17 protein-coding genes are annotated in these 20,875 nt (G+C 72.6%); 7 read left to right on the plus strand and 10 right to left on the minus strand.

The genetic code is table 11. The features are described from left to right. Positions 1-61: 61 nt before the first annotated feature. The 7 genes from ACFZA0_RS08850 to ACFZA0_RS08880 all read right to left on the minus strand — a co-directional run bounded on the left by ACFZA0_RS08850 (position 62) and on the right by ACFZA0_RS08880 (position 7,843). A complete protein-coding gene (locus tag ACFZA0_RS08850) occupies positions 62-1,363 on the minus strand; it encodes an alpha/beta fold hydrolase (RefSeq protein ID WP_391013358.1) in 1,302 nt (433 codons plus the stop codon). Positions 1,364-1,494: 131 nt separating this feature from the next. Then, a complete protein-coding gene (locus ACFZA0_RS08855; protein ID WP_391013359.1) occupies positions 1,495-2,520 on the minus strand; it encodes a substrate-binding domain-containing protein in 1,026 nt (341 codons plus the stop codon). A gap of 181 nt (positions 2,521-2,701) precedes the next feature. Next, positions 2,702-3,022, minus strand: coding sequence for an L-rhamnose mutarotase (locus ACFZA0_RS08860; RefSeq protein ID WP_391013361.1), 321 nt, complete (start codon positions 3,020-3,022; stop codon positions 2,702-2,704). A gap of 30 nt (positions 3,023-3,052) precedes the next feature. Further along, positions 3,053-4,138 carry a rhamnose ABC transporter substrate-binding protein gene (gene rhaS, locus ACFZA0_RS08865; RefSeq protein ID WP_391013363.1) on the minus strand — a complete coding sequence of 362 codons (1,086 nt, stop codon included), beginning with the start codon at positions 4,136-4,138 and terminating at the stop codon, positions 3,053-3,055. Positions 4,139-4,169: 31 nt separating this feature from the next. Next, on the minus strand, positions 4,170-5,180 hold the full coding sequence (locus ACFZA0_RS08870; protein ID WP_391013365.1) for an ABC transporter permease: 1,011 nt from the start codon (positions 5,178-5,180) through the stop codon (positions 4,170-4,172). Next, the gene (locus ACFZA0_RS08875) at positions 5,173-6,213 is read right to left on the minus strand and encodes an ABC transporter permease (RefSeq protein WP_391013367.1); all 1,041 of its coding nucleotides are present in this window, start codon (positions 6,211-6,213) and stop codon (positions 5,173-5,175) included. Before ACFZA0_RS08875 ends, ACFZA0_RS08870 begins: the two co-directional genes overlap by 8 nt. 103 nt (positions 6,214-6,316) lie before the next feature. Next, entirely contained in the window at positions 6,317-7,843 is a 1,527-nt protein-coding gene (locus ACFZA0_RS08880; protein WP_391013369.1) for an ATP-binding cassette domain-containing protein, read from the minus strand. 304 nt (positions 7,844-8,147) lie between these two features. On the opposite strand from ACFZA0_RS08880, the gene rhaI reads away from it, so the two are divergent. From rhaI to ACFZA0_RS08915, 7 genes are all read left to right on the plus strand, one after another. Further along, entirely contained in the window at positions 8,148-9,308 is a 1,161-nt protein-coding gene (rhaI, locus tag ACFZA0_RS08885; RefSeq protein WP_391013371.1) for an L-rhamnose isomerase, read from the plus strand. 208 nt (positions 9,309-9,516) lie between these two features. After that, positions 9,517-11,556, plus strand: a complete 2,040-nt coding sequence (locus ACFZA0_RS08890) for a bifunctional aldolase/short-chain dehydrogenase (protein WP_391013373.1) — start codon at positions 9,517-9,519, stop codon at positions 11,554-11,556. Beyond that, positions 11,553-13,010 (plus strand): FGGY-family carbohydrate kinase, encoded by a 1,458-nt coding sequence (locus ACFZA0_RS08895; protein WP_391013375.1) that lies wholly within the window; start codon positions 11,553-11,555, stop codon positions 13,008-13,010. The genes ACFZA0_RS08890 and ACFZA0_RS08895 overlap by 4 nt, the downstream gene beginning before the upstream one ends. A 74-nt stretch (positions 13,011-13,084) precedes the next feature. Beyond that, positions 13,085-13,840, plus strand: a complete 756-nt coding sequence (locus ACFZA0_RS08900; protein WP_391013377.1) for a heterodisulfide reductase-related iron-sulfur binding cluster — start codon at positions 13,085-13,087, stop codon at positions 13,838-13,840. Beyond that, a complete protein-coding gene (locus ACFZA0_RS08905; RefSeq protein ID WP_391013379.1) occupies positions 13,837-15,342 on the plus strand; it encodes an LUD domain-containing protein in 1,506 nt (501 codons plus the stop codon). The genes ACFZA0_RS08900 and ACFZA0_RS08905 overlap by 4 nt, the downstream gene beginning before the upstream one ends. After that, positions 15,339-15,986 carry an LUD domain-containing protein gene (locus tag ACFZA0_RS08910; RefSeq protein WP_391013381.1) on the plus strand — a complete coding sequence of 216 codons (648 nt, stop codon included), beginning with the start codon at positions 15,339-15,341 and terminating at the stop codon, positions 15,984-15,986. The genes ACFZA0_RS08905 and ACFZA0_RS08910 overlap by 4 nt, the downstream gene beginning before the upstream one ends. Before the next feature lie 22 nt (positions 15,987-16,008). Beyond that, positions 16,009-17,169, plus strand: coding sequence for a betaine/proline/choline family ABC transporter ATP-binding protein (locus ACFZA0_RS08915; protein WP_391013382.1), 1,161 nt, complete (start codon positions 16,009-16,011; stop codon positions 17,167-17,169). Between the two features lie 73 nt (positions 17,170-17,242). Here ACFZA0_RS08915 and ACFZA0_RS08920 read toward each other — a convergent pair whose 3' ends face one another. The 3 genes from ACFZA0_RS08920 to ACFZA0_RS08930 are packed head-to-tail and all read right to left on the minus strand — an operon-like array spanning position 17,243 to position 20,808. Continuing rightward, positions 17,243-17,935: a hypothetical protein gene (locus tag ACFZA0_RS08920; RefSeq protein WP_391013384.1), complete on the minus strand. Its 693-nt coding sequence runs from the start codon at positions 17,933-17,935 to the stop codon at positions 17,243-17,245. A 27-nt stretch (positions 17,936-17,962) separates the two neighbouring features. Then, the gene (locus ACFZA0_RS08925) at positions 17,963-19,369 is read right to left on the minus strand and encodes a hypothetical protein (protein ID WP_391013386.1); all 1,407 of its coding nucleotides are present in this window, start codon (positions 19,367-19,369) and stop codon (positions 17,963-17,965) included. A 32-nt stretch (positions 19,370-19,401) separates the two neighbouring features. Next, on the minus strand, positions 19,402-20,808 hold the full coding sequence (locus ACFZA0_RS08930) for a protein phosphatase 2C domain-containing protein (protein ID WP_391013388.1): 1,407 nt from the start codon (positions 20,806-20,808) through the stop codon (positions 19,402-19,404). Positions 20,809-20,875 lie beyond the last annotated feature (67 nt).

Raw genomic sequence — 20,875 nt, forward strand, 5'->3', positions numbered from 1 at the left:
CTCCCCCGGGACGGACGGCGGCGGGGGCGGAACTCCTGCCGGAACGCCCCCGCGCGCGGTCTCACGCCTCGTCGTGCGCGAGGGCGAGCAGCCGGTCCAGCACCCGGGGGCCGCCGGCGCGGACGCCGTCGTGCTCGAACTCGTCGGTGACCCAGGTGCGCAGGCCCTTGATCGAGCGGGCCGTGGCGAGGGCGTGCGTGGTGTCGACGTACATGTCGTCGTGGTAGACGGCGGCCGCGGCGGGCACCTCGTTGGCGGCGAGGCGGGCCGGGTCGTACAGCGGACGCCAATCGGTGCGCGCGGCGAGCAGCTCGGCGGTCTCGCGCAGCGGGCGCAGCGCCGGGTCGCAGTCGAACATCCAGGGGTGCACGGACTCCCCCGTGAACTGGATCGGACCGTCGCCCGCGAGGGTCTTGGCCGCGTCGAACTGCGGGAACTCGCCGCGCACCCGCTCGGCGGACCAGGCGGTGGGCCGGTCGTCCTGGCCGTAGATCGCCTCGTGGACCAGCGCGTACAGGGGGTGCGAGGCGTACGACAGGAGCGCCTGGACCTCCTCCTGGAACGCGTCGGAGAGTTCGGTGCCGCCGGGGGTGCGCACGAAGGCGTCCTCCAGGAGGAAGTGCAGCCGGTGGCTGCCCTCGCTGCCGCCGAGCATGATGCCCAGCGACTGGAAGCCCTCGACGGTCAGCCGGAAGCCGTTCGGGAGGACCACGTCGTGTTCGAGGAGGTGTTCGGCGATGCGGCGGGCGCGGGCGACGTCCTGCGGGTAGCGGTCGTAGTGCCGGGCGACCTTGCGCTCGATGCGGGGGTAGGCCGCGCGGTAGACGTCGTCGGCGTGGCCGTCCAGGGTGGGCAGGCCGCCGGTGATCAGGGCGGCGCTCAGCCCCTCGGGCGCCAGGGAGAGGTAGGAGACCGTGCAGAAGCCGCCGAAGCTCTGGCCCAGCACGGTCCAGGGGGCGCCGCCGGTGACCTCGCGGCGGACGGCCTCGCAGTCGCGCACGATGGAGTCGCCGCGGAAGTGCGTGAGGTAGTCGGCCTGTTCGGCCGGGCCGCCGCGCAGCGGGAGGGTCTGGCGGTTGGCGGGCGTCGAGTGGCCGGTGCCGCGCTGGTCGAGCAGCAGGACGCGGTAGTCCTCCAGGGCACGGCCGAGCCAGGCCGGCTTCCCGACGAAACGGTTCGCGCCGAAGCCGGGGCCGCCCTGGAGGTACACCAGCCACGGCAGGTCCTCGTGCGCCCGGCGGCTCGCGACGACCTCGCGGGCGTAGAGCCCGATGGTCTCCCCCGACGGGTTGTCGTGGTCGAGGGGGACGGTGAAGCGGCGGTCGGTGAGGACGACGCCGGGCTGGCGGTAGCTGAGGGACAACGGGGCTCCCGGGACGGACGAATTTGCGGCCGCGTACCAGTTCAGCACATGTCCGTCCGGCCGCCGACCCCGGGATCATGGAATCGTGCCGCCGGGCGGGGCGACCCCGGTCCGGGGCCGCCCCGCCCGGGTCACCGTCCCGGCAGGCTGGAGCGCCGGACGACGAGTTCCGGCTGGAGCACCACCCGGCGGTGCTCGTGGGGTTCGGCGGCGCTCTCCGCCTCGGTCTCCTCCAGGAGGAGCTGGGCGGCGAGCGCGCCCATGGTGACCGCGGGCTGGCGCACCGAGGTGAGCGGCACGGCGGCGGCGGCGGCGAACTCGATGTCGTCGTAGCCGACGATGGCGAGGTCGTCGGGGACGCCGACGCCCGCCGCGTACATGGCCTGGAGGACACCGAGGGCGAGCAGGTCGTTGGCGCAGAACACGGCGGTGGGGCGGTCCGCGAGGCCCAGGAGGCGGGCGCCGGCGTCCCGTCCGGCGGCCACGTCGAGCCGTTCGGTGGGCAGTTCGCGCAGGGCGTCGGGGCCGAGGCCCGCCTCGGCGAGGGCGTTGAGGGCGCCGGTGCGCCGGTCGTGGACCTGGGTGAGGCCGGGCGGGCCGCTGACGAAGGCGAGCGAGCGGTGCCCGGCGTCGACGAGGTGCCGCACGGCGAGCGCGCCGCCCGCGACGTCGTCGACGGAGACCGAGCACTCGGTGGTGCCCTGGGCGACCCGGTCGACCAGCACGAACGGGATGCCGTGCCGCCGGAAGTGGCCGACGCTGCGGCCGGTGGCGTCGGCGGGGGTGAGGAGCACGCCGCGCACCCGCTGCTCGGCGAAGAGGGAGAGGTACTCGGCCTCCTCGCTGGGGCTCTGCGCGCTGTTGCAGACCATGACGCCGAGGCCGGCGTCGCGGGCGGCGCGTTCGGCGCCGCGGGCCACGTCGACGAAGAAGGGGTTGCCCATGTCGAGGACGAGCAGTCCCATGATGCGGCTGCGGCCGGCGCGCAGTTGACGCGCGGACTCGCTGCGGACGTAGCCGAGCCGGTCGATCGCGGACAGCACGCGGGCCCTGGTCTCGCCGGCCACGGTGTCCGGCCGGTTGATGACGTTGGAAACGGTGCCCACCGAGACTCCGGCGGCGCGGGCGACGTCCTTGATACCCACCGACTGGGCCATCGGGGAGGGACCTCCAGAGAAGTACGAGGGAGCGGCGGGCGGGCCATCACAGTACCGTCACACACGGTGTCCGAAGGCCCGGTCACCCTTACGGTGCACGGCCGCCGGCCGAGGGGGTCCGGGGCCGCCGTACCGGTGAACGGCACGGCGGCGCCCGGCTGTTCGGCACCGGCGGGGCGGGTCAGTCGAGGTGGAACACCTCGGTGAGAGGTGTCATCGCCTCGTCGGGTCTCGCGCCGTCCAGGGACTCGAAGAACGGCGCCATCCGTTCCTGCCAGCGGGCGTTGACGCCGGTTCTCTCCATGGCGGCCCGCGCCGCCGCGAAGTCCTCGGTCTCCAGGTAGCCCACGAGCAGGCCGTCGTCCCGCAGGAAGAGCGAGTAGTTGTGCCAGCCGGTGGCCGACAGCGCCTCACGCATCTCCTGCCACACCTCGGCGTGCAGCTCGCGGTACTCGGCCGCACGGTCCGCACGGACCTTGAGCAGAAAGCAGACGCGCCGCATGACGTACCGCCCTTCCCGGGGACGCGGGGATCAGAAGTCGAACTGGTCGATGTTCTTGGCGTCGAAGACGGTGGGCTTGCCGAGGTTGATGACGCCGTCCTTGCCGATGGTGAAGGAGCCCATGTCGCCGGCCTTGAAGGTCTCGCCCTCCTTGCCGGTGATCTGCCCGGAGGACAGCGCGACCGCGGTGCGGGCGGCGAGCTCGCCGAGCTTGGCCGGGTCCCACAGCTCGAAGCCCTCGACGGTGCCGTTCTTGACGTACTTGCGCATGTCGTTCGGCGTGCCGAGACCGGACAGCTTGACCTTGCCCTTGTACTTCGAGCCCGACAGGTACTGCGCCGCCGCCTTGATGCCGACCGTGGTCGGGGAGATGATCCCCTTCAGGTTCGGGTGCTCCTGGAGCAGGCCCTGCGTCTGCTGGAAGGACTGCTGCGCGTCGTCGTTGCCGTACGCGATCTTGACGAGCTTGACGTCCTTGTACTTCGGGTCCTTCAGCTCCTCCTTCATGTAACCGATCCACGTGTTCTGGTTCGTGGCGGTCTGCGCGGCGGAGAGGATGGCGATCTCGCCCTTGTAGTCGATCTGCTTGGCCAGCAGCTGCACCTCGGTGCGGCCCAGGTCCTCGGCGCTGGCCTGCGAGACGAACGCGTTGCGGCAGCTCGCGGTGGTGTCGGAGTCGTAGGTGACGACCTTGATGCCGTTCTTCATGGCCTGCTTCAGCGCGGTGCACAGCGCGCCCGGGTCCTGCGCGGAGACCGCCATCGCGTCCACCTGCTGCTGGGTGAGCGTGTTGACGTAGCTGACCTGGCCGGAGGTGTCCGTGGCGCTGCTGGGGCCGACCTCCTTGTAGCTGGAGCCCAGTTCCTTCAGGGCCGTCTCGCCGCCCTTGTCGGCGGAGGTGAAGTACGGGTTGTTGACCTGCTTGGGCAGGAACCCGACGGTCAGGCCCTTCTTCGTGGCCGCGTTCGGGTCGGCCTTGCCGGCCGAGGAGGCGGCGGCACCGCTGTCCTCCTTCACGTCGTTCTTCGACGTGCCGCCGCACGCCGTGAGGGCGAGGGCGAGGGAGGTCGCGGCGGCGAGGGTCGCACAGGTGCGGCGGATGACTGACGTACGCATGGCGGAGGTCCTTTACGGGTGGTCGAGCGGATTACGAGGACGGGACGGGCGTCTTGGAGACGGGCGTCCGTGCGGCTCTGCGGCCCGCCCTCCCGACGGAGATCTGCCGTGCGACACGCGGGCCGAGCACGGAGACGACGAGCAGCACGCCGGTGACGACGGTCTGCGACTGCGCGGAGACGTTGAGCAGGCTCATCACGTTGGTCAGCGCGCCGAGCAGGAAGACTCCCGCGACGGCGCCGCCGAGGGTGCCCCGGCCGCCGTCGAAGTCGATGCCGCCGAGCAGCACCGCGGCGACGACGGACAGTTCGAGGCCGGTGGCGTTGTCGTAGCGGGCGCTGGCGTAGTGCAGGGCCCAGAAGACGCCGGTCAGCGCCGACATGAGGCCCGTCGCGACGAACAGCCACAGCTTCGACCTGCGCACCCGGATGCCGGCGAAGCGGGCCGCCTCCTCGCTCGCGCCGACCGCGAAGAGCGAGCGGCCGAACGGGGTGGCGTGCAGCACGACCACGGCGATGGCGAGCAGCACGAGGAACGGCACCAGCGCGTAGGGCACGAAGGTGTCGCCGAAGCGGCCGGCCGCGAAGTCCAGGTACTGGGTGGGGAAGTCGGTCACCGCGTCGGAGCCGAGCACGATCTGCGCGACGCCCCGGTAGGCGGCGAGGGTGCCGATGGTGACGGCGAGGGACGGCAGACCGAGGCGGGTGACGAGCAGGCCGTTGATCAGCCCGCACACCACGCCGAGCACCAGGCACAGCGGGATGATCGTCTCGATGGTCATGCCGTCGTTCCACAGGCGGCCCATCACGGCGCCGGACAGACCGGCGGTGGAGGCGACCGACAGGTCGATCTCGCCGGCCACCACGAGCAGTGTCATGGGGAGCGCGATGAGCGCGATCGGCAGGGTGTTGCCGATCAGGAACGACAGGTTGAGGGAGTTGCCGAAGCCGTCGACGAAGCCGAAGGAGAACAGCAGCAGGACGATGAGGAGGGCGCCGACGACCGTGTCCCAGCGGATCGCGCGCGTCAACGAGTCAGGCATGGCGGGCGTTCCTCTTCTTGAGGGCGAGGGCCACCCGCAGCGCGACGATCCGGTCGACCACGATGGCGAGGATGAGCAGGACGCCGTTGATGGCGAGCACCCAGACGGAGCTGACGCCGAGGGCGGGCAGCACGCTGTTGACGGAGGTCAGCAGCAGCGCGCCGAGGGCCGCGCCGTAGACGCTGCCGGAGCCGCCGGTGAAGACGACGCCGCCGACCACGACCGCGCTGACGACGGTGAGTTCGTAGCCGTTGCCGGTGCCGGAGTCGACGTTGCCGAACCGCGCCAGGTACATGGCGCCGGCGAGGCCGGCCAGTCCGCCGCAGACGGTGTAGGCGATGAGGATGCGCTTGCGCACCGGGATGCCGGCGAGCCGGGCCGCCTCGGGGTTGGAGCCGAGCGCGTACAGCTCGCGCCCGCCGCCGAAGTGCTTGAGGTAGTACGCGGTGACGACGAGGACGACCAGCGCGATGAGCGCGAGGTAGGGCACCGCGGACAGGCCGCCGGAGCCGAAGTCCACGAAGCCGCCGGGCAGGTCGGCCGCGGTGATCTGCCGGGAGCCGACCCAGATCGAGTCGAGGCCGCGGATGACGTAGAGGGTGCCGAGGGTGACGACGAGGGCGGGGACCTGTCCGAGGCTGACGAGCAGGCCGTTCAGCAGACCGCAGCCGATGCCCAGGAGCACGGCGAGGACGATCGCGACGAACGGGTCGCCGCCGCCTTGCAGGAACGTGCCGGCCGCGAAGGCGCAGATGCCGAGCGTCGAGCCGACGGACAGGTCGACGTTGCGGGTGATGACGACCAGGGACTGCCCGGTGGCGACGAGGACCAGGATGGTCGCGTTCAGCAGCAGGTCCTTGATGCCCTGTTCGGACAGGAACTCGCTGTTGCCGGCCTGGGTGATGCCGATCATCACCAGGAAGACGAGCAGGATGGCGAGTTCGCGCATCTTGAAGACGCGGTCGACCAGCCGGGTGCCGCTGGACTCGGGTGCCTCGCCGGCGGGGGCGCGGTCGGGGGCGGTGACCGTCATGCGCGGTGCCTCCGGTTCGCGGTCGTCGGGGCGGCCGGACGCGGGGGCGTCCGGTGCGGTGCGGGTCGTCCGGGGCGTGCCCGGTGGGCGGGCGGCGCGCTCGTCATGCGGCGGCCCTCCCGGTGGCTGCGGCCATCACGGTTTCCTCGGTGGCTTCGTTACGGGGGATCTCGGCGGTGAGGCGGCCCTCGTGCATGACGAGCACGCGGTCGGCCATGCCGAGGATCTCGGGCAGGTCGGAGGAGATCATCAGGACGGCGACCCCGTCGGCGGCCAGCTCGCCGAGCAGCCGGTGCACCTCGGCCTTGGTGCCGACGTCGATGCCGCGGGTGGGCTCGTCGACGATCAGCACCCGGGGGCCGGTGGCGAGCCACTTGGCGAGGACGACCTTCTGCTGGTTGCCGCCGGACAGGGTGGAGACGCTGTCGGCGATCCGGGCGTACTTCACCTGGAGCCGGACCGCCCAGTCCAGGGAGCGGCTGCGTTCGGCGCCCCGGTTCATCAGTCCGCCGCGGGCGGTGGAACGCAGCCCGGTGAGGCCGATGTTGCGCTCGATGGACATGCCCATCACCAGGCCCTGGGCGCGCCGGTCCTCGGGCACGAGCGCGAGACCGGCGGCCATGGCGACCGACGGCGCGCCGTTGGTGAGCGCGGTGCCGTCGACCTCGACCTCGCCGGCGTCCCACCGGTCGACGCCGAACACGGCGCGCGCGACCTCGGTGCGGCCCGCGCCGACGAGTCCGGCGAGGCCGACGATCTCGCCGTGCCGGACCTCGAAGGACACGTCGGTGAAGACGCCCTCGCGGGTCAGCCGGCGGACGCTGAGGGCGACCTCGCCGCGTTCGGTGTCCGTCTTCGGGTACAGCTCGTCCAGGTCGCGGCCGACCATGCGGCGCACGAGGTCGTCCTCGGTCATCCCGGCGACGGGTTCGCTGGCGATCCAGGCGCCGTCGCGCAGGGTGGTGACCTTGCGGCAGATCTGGAAGATCTCCTCCAGGCGGTGCGAGATGAACAGCACGGCGGCGCCCTGGTCGCGCAGGGTGCGCACGACGCCGAAGAGGCGGGCGACCTCGCTGCCGGTGAGCGCGGCGGTGGGCTCGTCCATGATCAGGACGCGCGCGTCGAAGGAGAGCGCCTTGGCGATCTCGACGATCTGCTGGTCGGCGATGGAGAGGCCGCGGGCCGGCCGGTCGGGGTCGAGGTCGACCCCGAGCCGGGTCATGAGCGCGGCGGTCGCGTCACGGGTCGCCCCGTGGTCGATGCGGCCGAGGGCGCGCCGGGGCTGGCGGCCCATGAAGATGTTCTCGGCGATCGACAGGTCGGGGAAGAGCGTCGGTTCCTGGTAGATGACGGCGATGCCGGCGTCCCGGGCGTCGCCCGGTCCGTGGAAGACGACGGGCTCACCGTCCAGCAGGACCTGCCCGGCGTCGGGCCGGTGGACCCCGGCGAGTGTCTTGATGAGGGTCGACTTGCCCGCGCCGTTCTCGCCGGCGAGTGCGTGCACCTCGCCGGGGAACAGCTCCAGGGAGACGTCCCTCAGGGCACGGACGGCGCCGAAGGACTTGGAGATGTCCTGGAGGGCCAGCACCGGGGCCGCCGGGGCCGGCCCCGTGTCGGACGGGTGGGTCATGGGAGCTCCTCGCCGACGCAGTGGCGGGGCCACCCCCACAGCGCCGTGAAAGGTTTCAATTCGGTTGCCGGGACGTTAGGCGGATCCGCGGCGCCGCGTCAATGGCCCCGTCACGAAAAAGTTTTGGGCGTCCAGGACGCCGCTCGTGCGGCGAACAACCGTTATGACGAGAGGGGTTGACACTCTCTCGGGAGGCTCATAGCTTCCGGTCTGAATCGATTCATAATTCGACCCGGTTCTCTCCCGTTGTATTCCGTCATCCCCTCACCACCGACGTCGAGCAGACCCGACAGAGGAGCCCCAAGTGACCGACCTTGCCGCGGTGAAGGCCGCTCTCAAGACCCAGGCAGTGGAGACGCCGTCCTGGGCGTACGGGAACTCGGGGACCCGCTTCAAGGTGTTCGCCCAGCCCGGGGTCCCCCGCGACCCGCGCGAGAAGCTGGACGACGCGGCGCAGGTCCACCGGTTCACGGGTGTCGCGCCGACCGTCGCGCTGCACATCCCCTGGGACAAGGTCGACGACTACGCGGCCCTCGCCAAGCACGCCGAGGAACGCGGCGTGAAGCTGGGCACGGTCAACTCCAACACCTTCCAGGACGACGACTACCGGCTCGGCAGCATCTGCCACCCGGACGCGGCGGTGCGCCGCAAGGCGCTCGGCCACCTCGCCGAGTGCGTGGAGATCATGGACGCGACCGGCTCGCGGGACGTGAAGTTCTGGTTCGCCGACGGCACCAACTACCCCGGCCAGGACGACCTCCGGGCCCGCCAGGACCGCCTCGCCGAGGGCCTCGCCGAGGTGTACGCGCTGCTCGGCGACGACCAGCGCATGCTCCTGGAGTACAAGCTGTTCGAGCCCGCCTTCTACTCCACCGACGTCCCGGACTGGGGCACGGCGTACGCGCACTGCCTCAAGCTCGGCCCCAAGGCGCAGGTCGTCGTCGACACCGGGCACCACGCGCCCGGCACCAACATCGAGTTCATCGTCACGACCCTGCTGCGCGAGGGGAAGCTCGGCGCCTTCGACTTCAACTCCCGCTTCTATGCGGACGACGACCTGATGGCGGGTGCCGCCGACCCCTTCCAGCTCTTCCGGATCATGTACGAGGTCGTGCGCGGCGGTGGCTTCACCCCGGACGTCGCCTTCATGCTCGACCAGTGCCACAACATCGAGGCGAAGATCCCGGCGATCATCCGCTCGGTGATGAACGTCCAGGAGGCCACCGCGAAGGCGCTGCTCGTGGACCGCGACGCGCTGGCCGCGGCCCAGCGCGACGGCGACGTCCTGGAGGCCAACGCCGTGCTCATGGACGCCTACAACACCGACGTACGTCCGCTGCTCGCCGAGGTCCGCGAGGAACTCGGCATCGCCCCGGACCCGATGGGCGCCTACCGCCGCTCCGGCTGGGCCGAGCGGATCGTGGCCGAGCGGGTCGGCGGCGAACAGGCCGGCTGGGGAGCCTGACCCGGCCCTCCCTCCGCTCCCCCGCCGGCCCGCCTCCTCCCCCGCGGCGCCCGGCCCCTCCCGGACACGCCGTGCCGGAACTCCCCCTTCCCCGGGGCCGGTTCGCCAGGAGGGGCCGGGCGGCCGCCCGCCCGCCGCGGTCCCCGCGCTCGCGCCCCGTCCCCGCACCCGCCGCACCACCGACGCTCCCGACAAGGACTGAGACCACATGGCACCGCACCCCGAAGCCGACGCGCTCCTGGCCCGCTCCCACCGGCTGGGCGCCGATCCGCGCAACACCAACTACGCGGGCGGCAACACCTCCGCCAAGGGCACCGGGGCCGACCCCGTCACCGGCGGCGACGTCGACCTGATGTGGGTCAAGGGCTCCGGCGGCGACCTCGGCACGCTGACCGAGGACGGCCTCGCCGTGCTGCGCCTGGACCGGCTGCGCGCACTGACCGAGGTGTACCCGGGCGTCGACCGCGAGGACGAGATGGTCGCCGCGTTCGACTACTGCCTGCACGGCAAGGGCGGCGCCGCCCCCTCCATCGACACCGCGATGCACGGCCTGGTGGACGCCCCGCACGTCGACCACCTGCACCCCGACTCCGGGATCGCGCTGGCCTGCGCGGCCGACGGCGAGAAGCTGACCGCCGAGTGCTTCGGCGAGACCGTGGTGTGGGTGCCGTGGCGCCGCCCGGGGTTCCAGCTCGGCCTGGACATCGCCGAGGTGAAGCGGGCCAACCCCCGGGCGATCGGGTGCGTGCTGGGCGGGCACGGGATCACCGCGTGGGGCGACACCTCCGAGGAGTGCGAGCGCAACTCGCTGCACATCATCCGCACCGCCGAGGCGTTCCTCGCCGAGAAGGGCCGGCCCGACCCGTTCGGCGCCCGGCTCGACGACCGCGCACCGCTGCCGGAGACCGAGCGCAGGGCGCGGGCCGCCGCCCTCGCGCCGTACGTGCGGGCCGCCGCGTCCCAGGACCGCGCGCAGGTCGGGCACTTCACCGACACGGACGTCGTCCTCGACTTCCTCTCCCGCGCCGAGCACCCGCGGCTCGCGGCGCTGGGCACCTCGTGCCCGGACCACTTCCTGCGCACCAAGGTGCGGCCCCTCGTCCTCGACGTGCCGCCCACCGCCCCGCTCGACGAGGCGGTCGCCCGCCTGAAGGAGCTGCACGCCGAGTACCGCGAGGAGTACGCCGCCTACTACGCCCGGCACGCCGACGCGGACTCCCCCGCGATGCGCGGCGCCGACCCGGCGATCGTCCTGGTGCCCGGCGTGGGCATGTTCAGCTTCGGCAAGGACAGGCAGACCGCACGGGTGGCCGGCGAGTTCTACGTCAACGCGATCAACGTGATGCGCGGCGCCGAGGCGGTCTCCACGTACGCGCCGATCGAGGAGTCGGAGAAGTTCCGCATCGAGTACTGGGCGCTGGAGGAGGCCAAGCTGCGCCGGATGCCGCGGCCGAAGCCGTTGGCGACCCGGGTCGCGCTGGTGACCGGCGCGGGCAGCGGCATCGGGCGGGCCGTCGCGCACCGTCTGGCCGCCGAGGGTGCCTGCGTCGTGGTGGCCGACCTCAACGCGGAGGGCGCCGCCGCGGTCGCGGAGGAACTGGGCGGCCCCGACCGGGCGGTCGCGGTGACCGTGGACGTGACGTCGGAGGAGCAGATCGCGGCGGCGTTCGCCGAGGCCGCCCTGGCGTTCGGCGGGGTCGACCTGGTCGTCAACAACGCGGGCATCTCCATCTCCAAGCCGCTCCTGGACACCACCGCGCGGGACTGGGACCTCCAGCACAACATCATGGCGCGCGGCTCGTTCCTGGTCTCCCGCGAGGCGGCCCGCGTGATGACCGCGCAGGAACTGGGCGGCGACATCGTCTACATCGCGTCCAAGAACGCCGTGTTCGCCGGCCCGAACAACATCGCGTACTCCGCCACCAAGGCCGACCAGGCCCATCAAGTGCGCTTGCTGGCAGCCGAGTTGGGCGAGCACGGCATCCGCGTCAACGGGGTGAACCCGGACGGCGTGGTGCGCGGCTCGGGCATCTTCGCCGGCGGCTGGGGCGCCAAGCGCGCCGCGGTGTACGGCGTCGAGGAGGAGAAGCTCGGCGAGTTCTACGCCCAACGGACCCTGCTCAAGCGGGAGGTGCTGCCGGAGCACGTCGCCAACGCCGTGTTCGCGCTGACCGGCGGCGACCTGACGCACACGACGGGCCTGCACGTTCCGGTGGACGCCGGCGTCGCGGCGGCGTTCCTGCGATGAGCACGGACACGACGGCGTTCGCCGCGGTCGACCTCGGCGCGTCCAGCGGACGTGTCATGGTCGGCCGCGTCGGACCGGACCGCCTGGACCTCACCGAGGCCCACCGGTTCCCCAACCGGCCCGTCCGGCTGCCCGAGGGGCTGCGCTGGGACGTGCTCGGCCTGTACGCGGGCGTCCTGGACGGACTGCGCGCGGCGGGCCGCCTCGGGCCGCTCGCCTCGGTCGGCATCGACAGCTGGGCGGTGGACTACGGGCTGCTCGACGCGGACGGCGCGCTGCTGGGCAACCCCGTGCACTACCGCGACACACGCACGGACGGCGTCGCCGAGAAGGTGTGGGCGAGCGTGCCCGCGCCGGAGCTGTACGCGGCGACCGGCCTCCAGTACGCCCCGTTCAACACCCTGTACCAGCTCGCGGCGGCCCGCGAATCGGCCCAATGGGCGCACGCACGGCGGCTGTTGCTCGTCCCCGACCTGCTGTCCCACTGGCTCACCGGCGAGCAGGGCACCGAGCTGACCAACGCGTCCACCACGCAGTTGATCGACCCGACGACGCGTGACTGGTCGTACGGCCTCGCCGAGCGGCTCGGTGTCGACCTGAGCCTGTTCGCGCCGCTGCGCCGGCCCGGCGACCCGGCCGGGACGCTGCTGCCGGAGGTGCTGGAGGAGACGGGGCTGACCGGCCCCGTGCCGGTCACCGCGGTCGGCTCGCACGACACCGCGTCGGCGGTGGCCGCGGTGCCCGCCGTGAACGAGCGGTTCGCCTACATCTGCACCGGCACCTGGTCGCTGGCCGGACTGGAGCTGGACGCACCGGTGCTGACCGAGGAGAGCCGGGCGGCGAACTTCACCAACGAGCTGGGCCTGGACGGCACGGTCCGCTACCTGCGCAACATCATGGGCCTGTGGCTGCTCCAGGAGTGCGTGCGCGCCTGGGGCGACCCGCCGCTCGACGCCCTGCTGCGCGAGGCCGCCGAGGTGCCGGGGCTGCGGTCCGTGGTGGACGCCGGGGACCCCGCGTTCCTCGCGCCGGGCCGGATGCCGGAGCGCGTCGCGGAGGCGTGCCGGGCCACCGGGCAGCCGGTGCCGGGCACGCCCGCCGAGATCACCCGCTGCATCCTCGACTCCCTGGCGCTCGCCCATCGCCGCGCCGTCCGCGACGCCCAGCGTCTCGCGGACCACCCGGTGGACGTCGTGCACGTCGTCGGCGGCGGCACCCGCAACGCGCTGCTGTGCCGGCTGACCGCCGACGCCTGCGGGCTGCCGGTGGTGGCCGGCCCCGCCGAGGCGGCGGCCCTGGGCAACGTCCTCGTCCAGGCCCGCGCCCGCGGCCTGGTCGGCGACCGCGCCGGGATGCGCGGACTCCTCGCCCGTACGCAGGAGTTGACGCGCTACGAACCGGGTGGCGATCCGGCCGCGTGGCAGGCCGCCGCCGACCGGCTCGCCGCGCGGTGAGCGAACCGATGTCCCCGGCGGGCGGGTCGCTAGGCTGCGGCTCGCCCGTCCCCGACCGACCCGAAGGAGCCGCGATGCGTGTCGCCCTGTTCCTGACCTGCGTCAACGACACGCTCTATCCGGACACCGGGCGGGCCGTGGTGCGCCTGCTGACACGGCTGGGCGTGGACGTCGACTTCCCCGTGGGGCAGACCTGCTGCGGGCAGGCGCACTACAACACCGGCTACCGGCACGAGGCCGAACCGCTCGCCGAGCACTTCGCCGAGGTGTTCGGCGGCTACGAGGCGATCGTGACGCCGTCGGGCTCCTGCGGGGCGATGGTGCGCGAGCTGTACCCGCGGATGGGCGAGCGGGCGCGCGCGGAGGGCCGCGGCGGCACGCTCGCGGCGACCCTCGCGCCGGTGGTGCCGCGCACGTACGAGCTGACGGAGTTCCTGGTCGACGTCCTCGGCGTCACCGACGTCGGCGCGTACTACCCGCACACCGTCACCTACCACCCCACCTGTCACGGGCTGCGCAGCCTGGGGCTCGGCGACCGGCCGCGGCGGCTGCTCGAAGCGGTCGAGGGGCTGGAACTGCGGGAGCTGCCGGGCGCCGAGGAGTGCTGCGGCTTCGGCGGCACGTTCGCCGTGAAGAACGCGGACGTGTCGGCGGCGATGGGCGCGGACAAGGTGCGCAACGCCGAGTCGACCGGTGCCGAGACCCTGTGCGCGGCGGACAACTCCTGCCTCATGCACATCGGCGGCACCATGACCCGGCTGCGCTCCGGCATGCGTCCGGTGCACATCGCGGAGATCCTGGCCGGCACGAAGGAGGAGAGCGGCGCATGAGCGGTACGTACGTCGGCATGCCGAGCTTCCCGAAGGCCGCGCACGACGCGGTCGGCAACGAGACCCTGCGCGGGAACCTGCGGCACGCGACCCACACCATCCGCGCCAAGCGCGCGAAGGCCGTCGCGGAGGTGTCCGACTGGGCCCGGCTGCGCGAGGCGGGACGGCAGATCAAGGACCACACGCTGCGCCACCTCGACACGTACCTGCTCCAGGTGGAGGCGGCGGTCACCGCGGCGGGGGGCACCGTCCACTGGGCGGCGGACGCCGACGAGGCCAACCGGATCGTCGCGGACCTGGTGCGCGCGACCGGCGAGACCGAGGTCGTCAAGGTCAAGTCGATGGCCACGCAGGAGATCGGCCTCAACGAGGCGCTGGAGGCCGAGGGCATCCACGCCTACGAGACGGACCTCGCCGAACTGATCGTGCAGCTCGGCAAGGACCGCCCCTCGCACATCCTGGTCCCGGCCATCCACCGCAACCGGGGCGAGATCCGCGACATCTTCGCCGCCGAGATGAGCGAGTGGGGCCGCCCCGCCCCGGAGAACCTGAGCGACACCCCCGCCGAACTCGCCGAGGCGGCGCGCCTGCACCTGCGGGAGAAGTTCCTGCGCGCGAAGGTCGGCGTCTCCGGCGCCAACTTCGTCGTCGCGGAGACCGGCACGATGGTCGTGGTCGAGTCGGAGGGCAACGGCCGGATGTGCCTGACGCTGCCCGAGACGCTGATCTCGGTCGTCGGCATCGAGAAGATCGTGCCGACCTGGCGGGACCTGGAGGTGTTCCTCCAGACGCTGCCGCGCTCGTCGACCGCCGAGCGGATGAACCCGTACACCTCGATGTGGACGGGAACCACCGACGGCGACGGGCCCCGCGACTTCCACCTGGTGCTGCTCGACAACGGCCGCACCGACACCCTCGCCGACGAGGTCGGCCGCCAGGCGCTGCGCTGCATCCGCTGCTCGGCCTGCCTCAACGTGTGCCCGGTGTACGAACGGGCGGGCGGCCACGCGTACGGCTCGGTCTACCCGGGCCCGATCGGTGCCATCCTCAGCCCCCAACTGCGCGGCACGGCCAGCGAGATCGACGCGTCACTGCCGTACGCGTCGAGTCTGTGCGGTGCCTGCTACGAGGTGTGCCCGGTCGCCATCGACATCCCCGAGGTGCTGGTGCACCTGCGCGAACGCGTCGCGCAGGGCGGCCCGGTGGTCCGCGACGGCAACCGCGCGGTGCTGCGGCCGGCCAAGGGGCACGCCGCCGAGCGGGCCGCGATGCGGGCGGCACGCTGGGCGTTCACCTACCCGGCCGCGCTGCGCGCCGGGCAGCGCCTCGCGTCCGGCACCCGGCGCTTCCATCCGCGCACCCTGCCCGGTCCGGGCCGCGCGTGGAGTGCGAGCAGGGACCTGCCGCCGGTGCCGGCGGAGCCGTTCCGCGACTGGTGGCGGCGCACACAGGGCGACGCGGGCACCGCGACGGCCGCGGCTTCGAGGGAGAACGAGCGGTGAACAGCAGGGACCGGATCCTGGGCCGGGTGCGGCGCGCGCTCGCGGACGTGCCCGCGGACGACGCCCCGTACGAGCGTGCCGTCGACCGCGGCTACCTGCGCGAGCACGGCGGTCTCGACGCGGCCGCGACGGTGGAACTGCTCGCGGAGAACCTGGCCGACTACCGGGCACGGGTGCACCGCTGCACGGCGGCGGAGCTGCCCGGCGTGCTGGGCCGGCTGCTGGCGGAGCACGGCGCCACGTCGGTGCTGGTGCCGTCCGGTCTGGACGCGGCCTGGCTCGCGGCGACGGACGCGACGCGCGTGCCGGACGTCGCGGAGTCCACCCCGGCGGAGCTCGACCGGGTGGACAGCGTGGTCACCGGGTGCGCGGTGGCGGTCGCGGAGACCGGCACGATCGTGCTGGACGGGTCGGCCGGGCAGGGGCGGCGGCGGACCACGCTGGTGCCCGACCATCACGTCTGCGTGGTGCGCGTCCCGGACCAGGTGGTGTCGTCGGTGCCGCAGGGGCTGGAGCGGCTGGTCCCGTCGCGCCCGCAGACCTGGATCTCCGGGCCGTCGGCGACGAGCGACATCGAACTGGACCGCGTCGAGGGGGTGCACGGGCCGCGCACCCTGGAGGTGGTGCTGGTGAGCGGGGACTGACCGGCGCGGTTAGCGTGAGGTCATGATCCGGTTCGAAGAGGTCACCAAGCGCTACCCGGACGGCACGACGGCCGTGGACGGCCTGAGTTTCGAGGTCTCCGAGGGCGAACTCGTCACCCTGGTGGGCCCGTCGGGCTGCGGCAAGACGACGACCATGATGATGGTCAACCGGCTCGTCGAACCGACGTCGGGACGCATCCTGGTCGACGGCGAGGACATCGCGTCCGTCGACCCCGTCCGGCTGCGCCGCCGCATCGGGTACGTCATCCAGCAGGTGGGCCTCTTCCCGCACCGCACGGTCCTCGACAACACGGCGACCGTGCCTGCCCTGGTCGGCTGGAAGAAGGCGAAGGCGCGGGAGCGCGCCGCCGAGCTCCTCGACATGGTGGGCCTGGACCCGTCGACGTACGGGCCGCGCTACCCCGAGCAGCTGTCGGGCGGCCAGCGCCAGCGCGTCGGGGTGGCGCGGGCGCTGGCCGCCGATCCGCCCGTCCTGCTCATGGACGAACCGTTCGGCGCGGTGGACCCGGTGGTGCGCGAGCAGTTGCAGGACGAGTTCCTGCGCATGCAGGCCACCGTGCGCAAGACGGTGCTGCTGGTCACGCACGACATCGAGGAGGCCGTGCGGCTCGGCGACCGGATGGCGGTGTACGGCGAGGGCCGCATCGAGCAGTACGACACCCCGGCGGCCGTCCTCGGCAACCCGGCGACGCCGTACGTCGCGGGGTTCGTGGGCGCCGACCGCGGGCTGAAGCGGCTGTCGGTGACGACGATCGAGGCGGGCGACCTGGAACAGCCGCCCGTCGTCCGCCCCGACGAGCCGGCCGGCGAGGCGGCGGGACGGCTGCGCGCGCAGGGCGCCCGCTGGGCGGTCGTCCTGGACCCGGGCGGCGACCTGCACGGCTGGGCCGGGATCGACGAACTCGCCGCGGGCGGCGACCGGCCGGTGAGCGCCCTGGGGCACCGCATGAAGGCATGGGTTCCGGTGGGCGCGCCGCTCAAGCAGGCGTTCGGGGTGATGCTCCAGCACGACGCCGGCTGGGTCGCGGTGCTGGACGGGGCCCGGTTCCTGGGCGTCCTGACCCCGGCGAAACTCCACGAGGCACTGCGCCGCTCGGTGGACGCGGACGCGCGGGGGGTGGCACGGGGCCAGGTGCCGTTCGACTCGGTGTCGGACGCGTAGGCGCACGCACGCGCCGGGCCCCGCGGTGTCGAACCATCGGCGTCTCCCTCCCTGCCCCCGTCCCCTCGCGGCGTCAGTCCATCAGGTCCAGCGGCAGCGTCCTGAACTCGGAGATCTCCTGCGGCACTTGAAGCTGCCGCACCTTCGCGGACGCGACCAGCGAGTTCAGCAGACTGGCCAGCGCCGCCGACAGCGCCTCCCCGGTGCTCGCCATGTCCCCCTCGGCCAAGTACGCGGCCACGGTGGCCAGTTTGCTCAGCACCTGTTCACTGGCGCTGCCGAAGCCATAGGTGACGATGTGCGGGTGGCGCTTCCAGCCCGGGTCCTGCAAGAGGTCCACGCCGTTCATCCAGGTACCGACCGGCCGGTCCGTGGGAGCGCCGTCGGTGAGCAGGAACACCACCGGCCGCAGGACGGCGACGGACGACGCCGACAGCGTCTCCACATCGTGGTCGATCTGGTCGCGGACGAGCTGGGCCATCGGCAGGAAGTTGGTGGCGCCAGAACAGGTGACGGTCGGCAGGTTCTGCAACTGCTCGATGTCGGTCATCGGGGTGACCACGTGGGCCGCGGTGTTGAACGAGATCACCGAGAGGTGAATGAACTCCGAGATCTCCGGGCGGGTGAAGAGGGTGTCGTAGATGTGCAGCAGCGTGTCGTTGAGGAGCTTCTCGAAGCCCTTCATGGACGTCGAGGTGTCGAGGACCAGATAGGTCGGCAGGCCCCTGGCCTTGTAGGAGTTGTCGAAGCCGGGCTGTGTGCTCATGTTTCCTCCGCCGTGCTTTCCGAGGGTTCAGTTGAAGAGGAGCGTCGCGCCGAGGATCACCAGGAGGATGACGATCGAGCCGACGAGGAAGGTGGATATGAAGGTCAGGAGCGCGCCCGGCCTGCGCGATTCAGGCGGGGGCCAGCCGGGCTGGGCGCCAGGGCCTGGCGGGGCGGGCGAGGGGTCGGGGCGGGCCATGGATGGTGGCGGACCGAAGCCGGCCGCGGGCGGGGGTGTTGCCGCTGAGGACGGCCGCGGCGTCCCCGCGAAGGGTGTCGAGCAGGAGCTCGCCGATGGTCTCGCCTCCGCGGCGGTGGACGGGTTCACCGTTCGTGGGCCGCCTGTCGGGGCGCTGCGGGTCGTCGGGTCCGGCTGCGTCGACGGCGTTCGCGTCCACGGGTCCCCGGTGCGGGATCTGGCGCGCAGGTCCACGCTTCCCGTCACGTTGGACGGCGTGCCGGACGCGGTCCGGGCCCCGGGCGCCGTCCCGGTGGTGGTCCTCGACGACGGCCCCACCGGAATCGAACCGGTCACGTTCGAAGGGTCTGCCGCGGTGCCCTGAGCGGATCGGCCGGTCGTGTCCGCACGTCCGCTGGACGCGTGGCCGTCGAACGCGGCCAGAAGCTCGCCCGGCGTACAACGCTCTTGCGCCGAAGGGGCGTTGAGGCTGATCGCCAGTGCCGCGGACAGTGCTGTCAAGCCATTTCGACGCTCCAGCGAGCGATGGGCCTCCATCGGGTCGCCGCGTTCCCCCGTCAGACAGCGCACGGTAAGGACCGCGAGCTTGTAGCGGTCGCTGAGGGAGGTCAGCGGGGGCTTGCGCGTCTCGTCGAAGAGCGGGTCCTCCCAACCGTTCGACTGGATCCACGGACGGGAGCCGATACCGCAGGTGTCGACGTCGATCACGAATATGGCGCCGGTGCCCTGCTCCCAGAAGACGTTGCTGTAGGACCAGTCGCCGTACACGACGTCGTGCCGCGCGAAGAGATCGCCGACGAGGAGCAGCGACCGTACGGCCCGCTCCCGCACTTCACGGTCGGCGGGCAGGATGCCGCGCTTGCCGCACTTGTCGTCGGAGGCCACCAACCAGTCGAGCGGCAGTGGGGCGGGGGCCTGGAACTCCCCCTTGATGTTGCGCAGCCGGGCGGAGAACCGGTCCGGTGCCTTGGCCATGACGATGCCCTGCACGTGATCGCCGTCGATGATCCGGGCGACGGGCCACGCTGTCGCGGCGTCGAGCAACGCCCGGTCCGCAGCGGACATCGCGTCGGGCAGGCGGATCAGTGCCTCCAGCCCGCGCGACGCCCTTCTCGGCACCGGTGTCCTGTACAGCTTGGCCAGCCAGTCGGGCTGTCCGGCGATCTCGTACACTTGTCGCGACTCGCCGTCGTCAGACGACAGCACCCGTCCCTCGGGCACCTCCGCCCTGGTCACCTCCGGTCGGAACGGGCCGGCCGCCGACGTCGTCACCGTTGCCTTCCCCCGGCCGCGGTGCGCACGGTGTCCGCGCACCAGACGACGACCGCTGTCCGGTCGTCCTGCAACTGCGCCTGTTCGAAGCCCACGTCGAGCAGGAAGGCTCCGACGGACGGCGGCTGCCGCCAGCGCTCGGCGAACCACTGCCGGGCGTCCGCCCCGAGCGCGAACGCGTCCGCGACACCGTCCGTGGTCAGGCTCATCACGGCACCGGGTGCCAACTGCACCGTCCCGTAGTCGAGATGGTCCACGTGGTGCGGCAGGAAGTGGGTGATCGCGCTGGGATCGAGGCCGCCCTTCTCCTTGCCGATCAGCCGCTCCCAGCTGTCACCGACCAGCCGCCAGGCACTCACGTCGCCGATGGCGCCGAGCCAGCAGTTGCGTACACCGTCCTGGCCCGGCCGTACCGGGATCACGGCCGCCAGCGCGACGGCTCGCACCTCGTCGGCGGTCCAGCCTCGTTGCTTGGCCGCGCCGTACATCTGGCGAGCCGCCGACAGGAAGACCTCACGGACGTTGATCTGCTCCAACGGCGTTCCCCGGTCGAGCAGTTCGCGCAGGGTATTGACCAGGGCTATGACGGCCGCGCCCGCTCCGATGTCCGAGTGCGTGCTGTCGGACATGCCATCGGCGACCGCAACTACCAGGTACTGTCCCGCGCGGTCCCGGCCGATGCGGTACGCATCCTGCCGGGGAATGCCCCTGCTTCGGTGGGAGGGACCGCTCACCGAGGCCGCGCGGAGTTGCAGTCCGCCGATGACCGCCTCGTCGGCGGTGATCGCCGCTGCGGACGGGGCCTCGGGCAGCAGCCACGGAGCCATGGCGGCCGGCGAGGCCTTGCGCAGGACGGGGAACCGGCCGGGCTGTTCGGCGCGATCCGCGTCGGGCCGCCCCAGCCCCTCCGCCGGGGTGTAGGGCTCGACCTGCCCGGGGGCCGCCGGTGGCCCGCCGGTCGGTGTCTCCCCCACCGCCACCGGGACGGCCGGCGCGAACCGGGCGGGCAGGGGGACAACACCCTGAGTTGCGGGCGACCGGACGGGCGCCGGAGCGACGTCGGGCGCCGGCGTTCGGGGATCAGTGCCCCAGGGCTGCGGTCCCGGGTCCGGACCGGTGCCGACGACGGAGGTCTCCACGGCTTTTGCCTTTCCCTTCGGTTCGGCTGCGGCGATCCCGTCCCGACCGGAGGCATCCCTCCCGCGCTTGCGGCAGGACCGGTCGGCGGCGGGGGCCGAGGAGTCGGCGGGACGTGCTGCGGACTCGCCGCCGGGGAGGTTGGCCACGGCGAGGAAGGCCGCGAACAGGGTGGCCACGGCGGCCGTGGTGGTGAACAGGACACGTGTGAGAAGCCCGGACACCGCGCACGTGAGCACCAGAAGCACCACGGTCAGCACCGCCACGCCGAGAATGATCCAGCGTCGGCGACGCATGACGGCGGGCGCGGAATCCCGCCTGCGGTGGGAGGGG

Origin of the sequence: Streptomyces sp. NPDC008150, assembly GCF_042956945.1 — a bacterium.
Lineage (GTDB): Bacteria > Actinomycetota > Actinomycetes > Streptomycetales > Streptomycetaceae > Streptomyces.

Bases quoted from the DNA above. Each gene is read 5' to 3' on its own strand.
- ACFZA0_RS08870 (WP_391013365.1), bottom strand. From the start codon at position 5,180: ATGCCTGACTCGTTGACGCGCGCGATCCGCTGGGACACGGTCGTCGGC.
- ACFZA0_RS08855 (WP_391013359.1), bottom strand. From the start codon at position 2,520: ATGGCCCAGTCGGTGGGTATCAAGGACGTCGCCCGCGCCGCCGGAGTC.
- ACFZA0_RS08880 (WP_391013369.1), bottom strand. From the start codon at position 7,843: ATGACCCACCCGTCCGACACGGGGCCGGCCCCGGCGGCCCCGGTGCTG.
- ACFZA0_RS08860 (WP_391013361.1), bottom strand. From the start codon at position 3,022: ATGCGGCGCGTCTGCTTTCTGCTCAAGGTCCGTGCGGACCGTGCGGCC.
- ACFZA0_RS08890 (WP_391013373.1), top strand. From the start codon at position 9,517: ATGGCACCGCACCCCGAAGCCGACGCGCTCCTGGCCCGCTCCCACCGG.
- ACFZA0_RS08900 (WP_391013377.1), top strand. From the start codon at position 13,085: ATGCGTGTCGCCCTGTTCCTGACCTGCGTCAACGACACGCTCTATCCG.
- ACFZA0_RS08920 (WP_391013384.1), bottom strand. From the start codon at position 17,935: ATGAGCACACAGCCCGGCTTCGACAACTCCTACAAGGCCAGGGGCCTG.
- ACFZA0_RS08875 (WP_391013367.1), bottom strand. From the start codon at position 6,213: ATGACGGTCACCGCCCCCGACCGCGCCCCCGCCGGCGAGGCACCCGAG.
- ACFZA0_RS08905 (WP_391013379.1), top strand. From the start codon at position 13,837: ATGAGCGGTACGTACGTCGGCATGCCGAGCTTCCCGAAGGCCGCGCAC.
- rhaS (WP_391013363.1), bottom strand. From the start codon at position 4,138: ATGCGTACGTCAGTCATCCGCCGCACCTGTGCGACCCTCGCCGCCGCG.
- ACFZA0_RS08915 (WP_391013382.1), top strand. From the start codon at position 16,009: ATGATCCGGTTCGAAGAGGTCACCAAGCGCTACCCGGACGGCACGACG.
- ACFZA0_RS08895 (WP_391013375.1), top strand. From the start codon at position 11,553: ATGAGCACGGACACGACGGCGTTCGCCGCGGTCGACCTCGGCGCGTCC.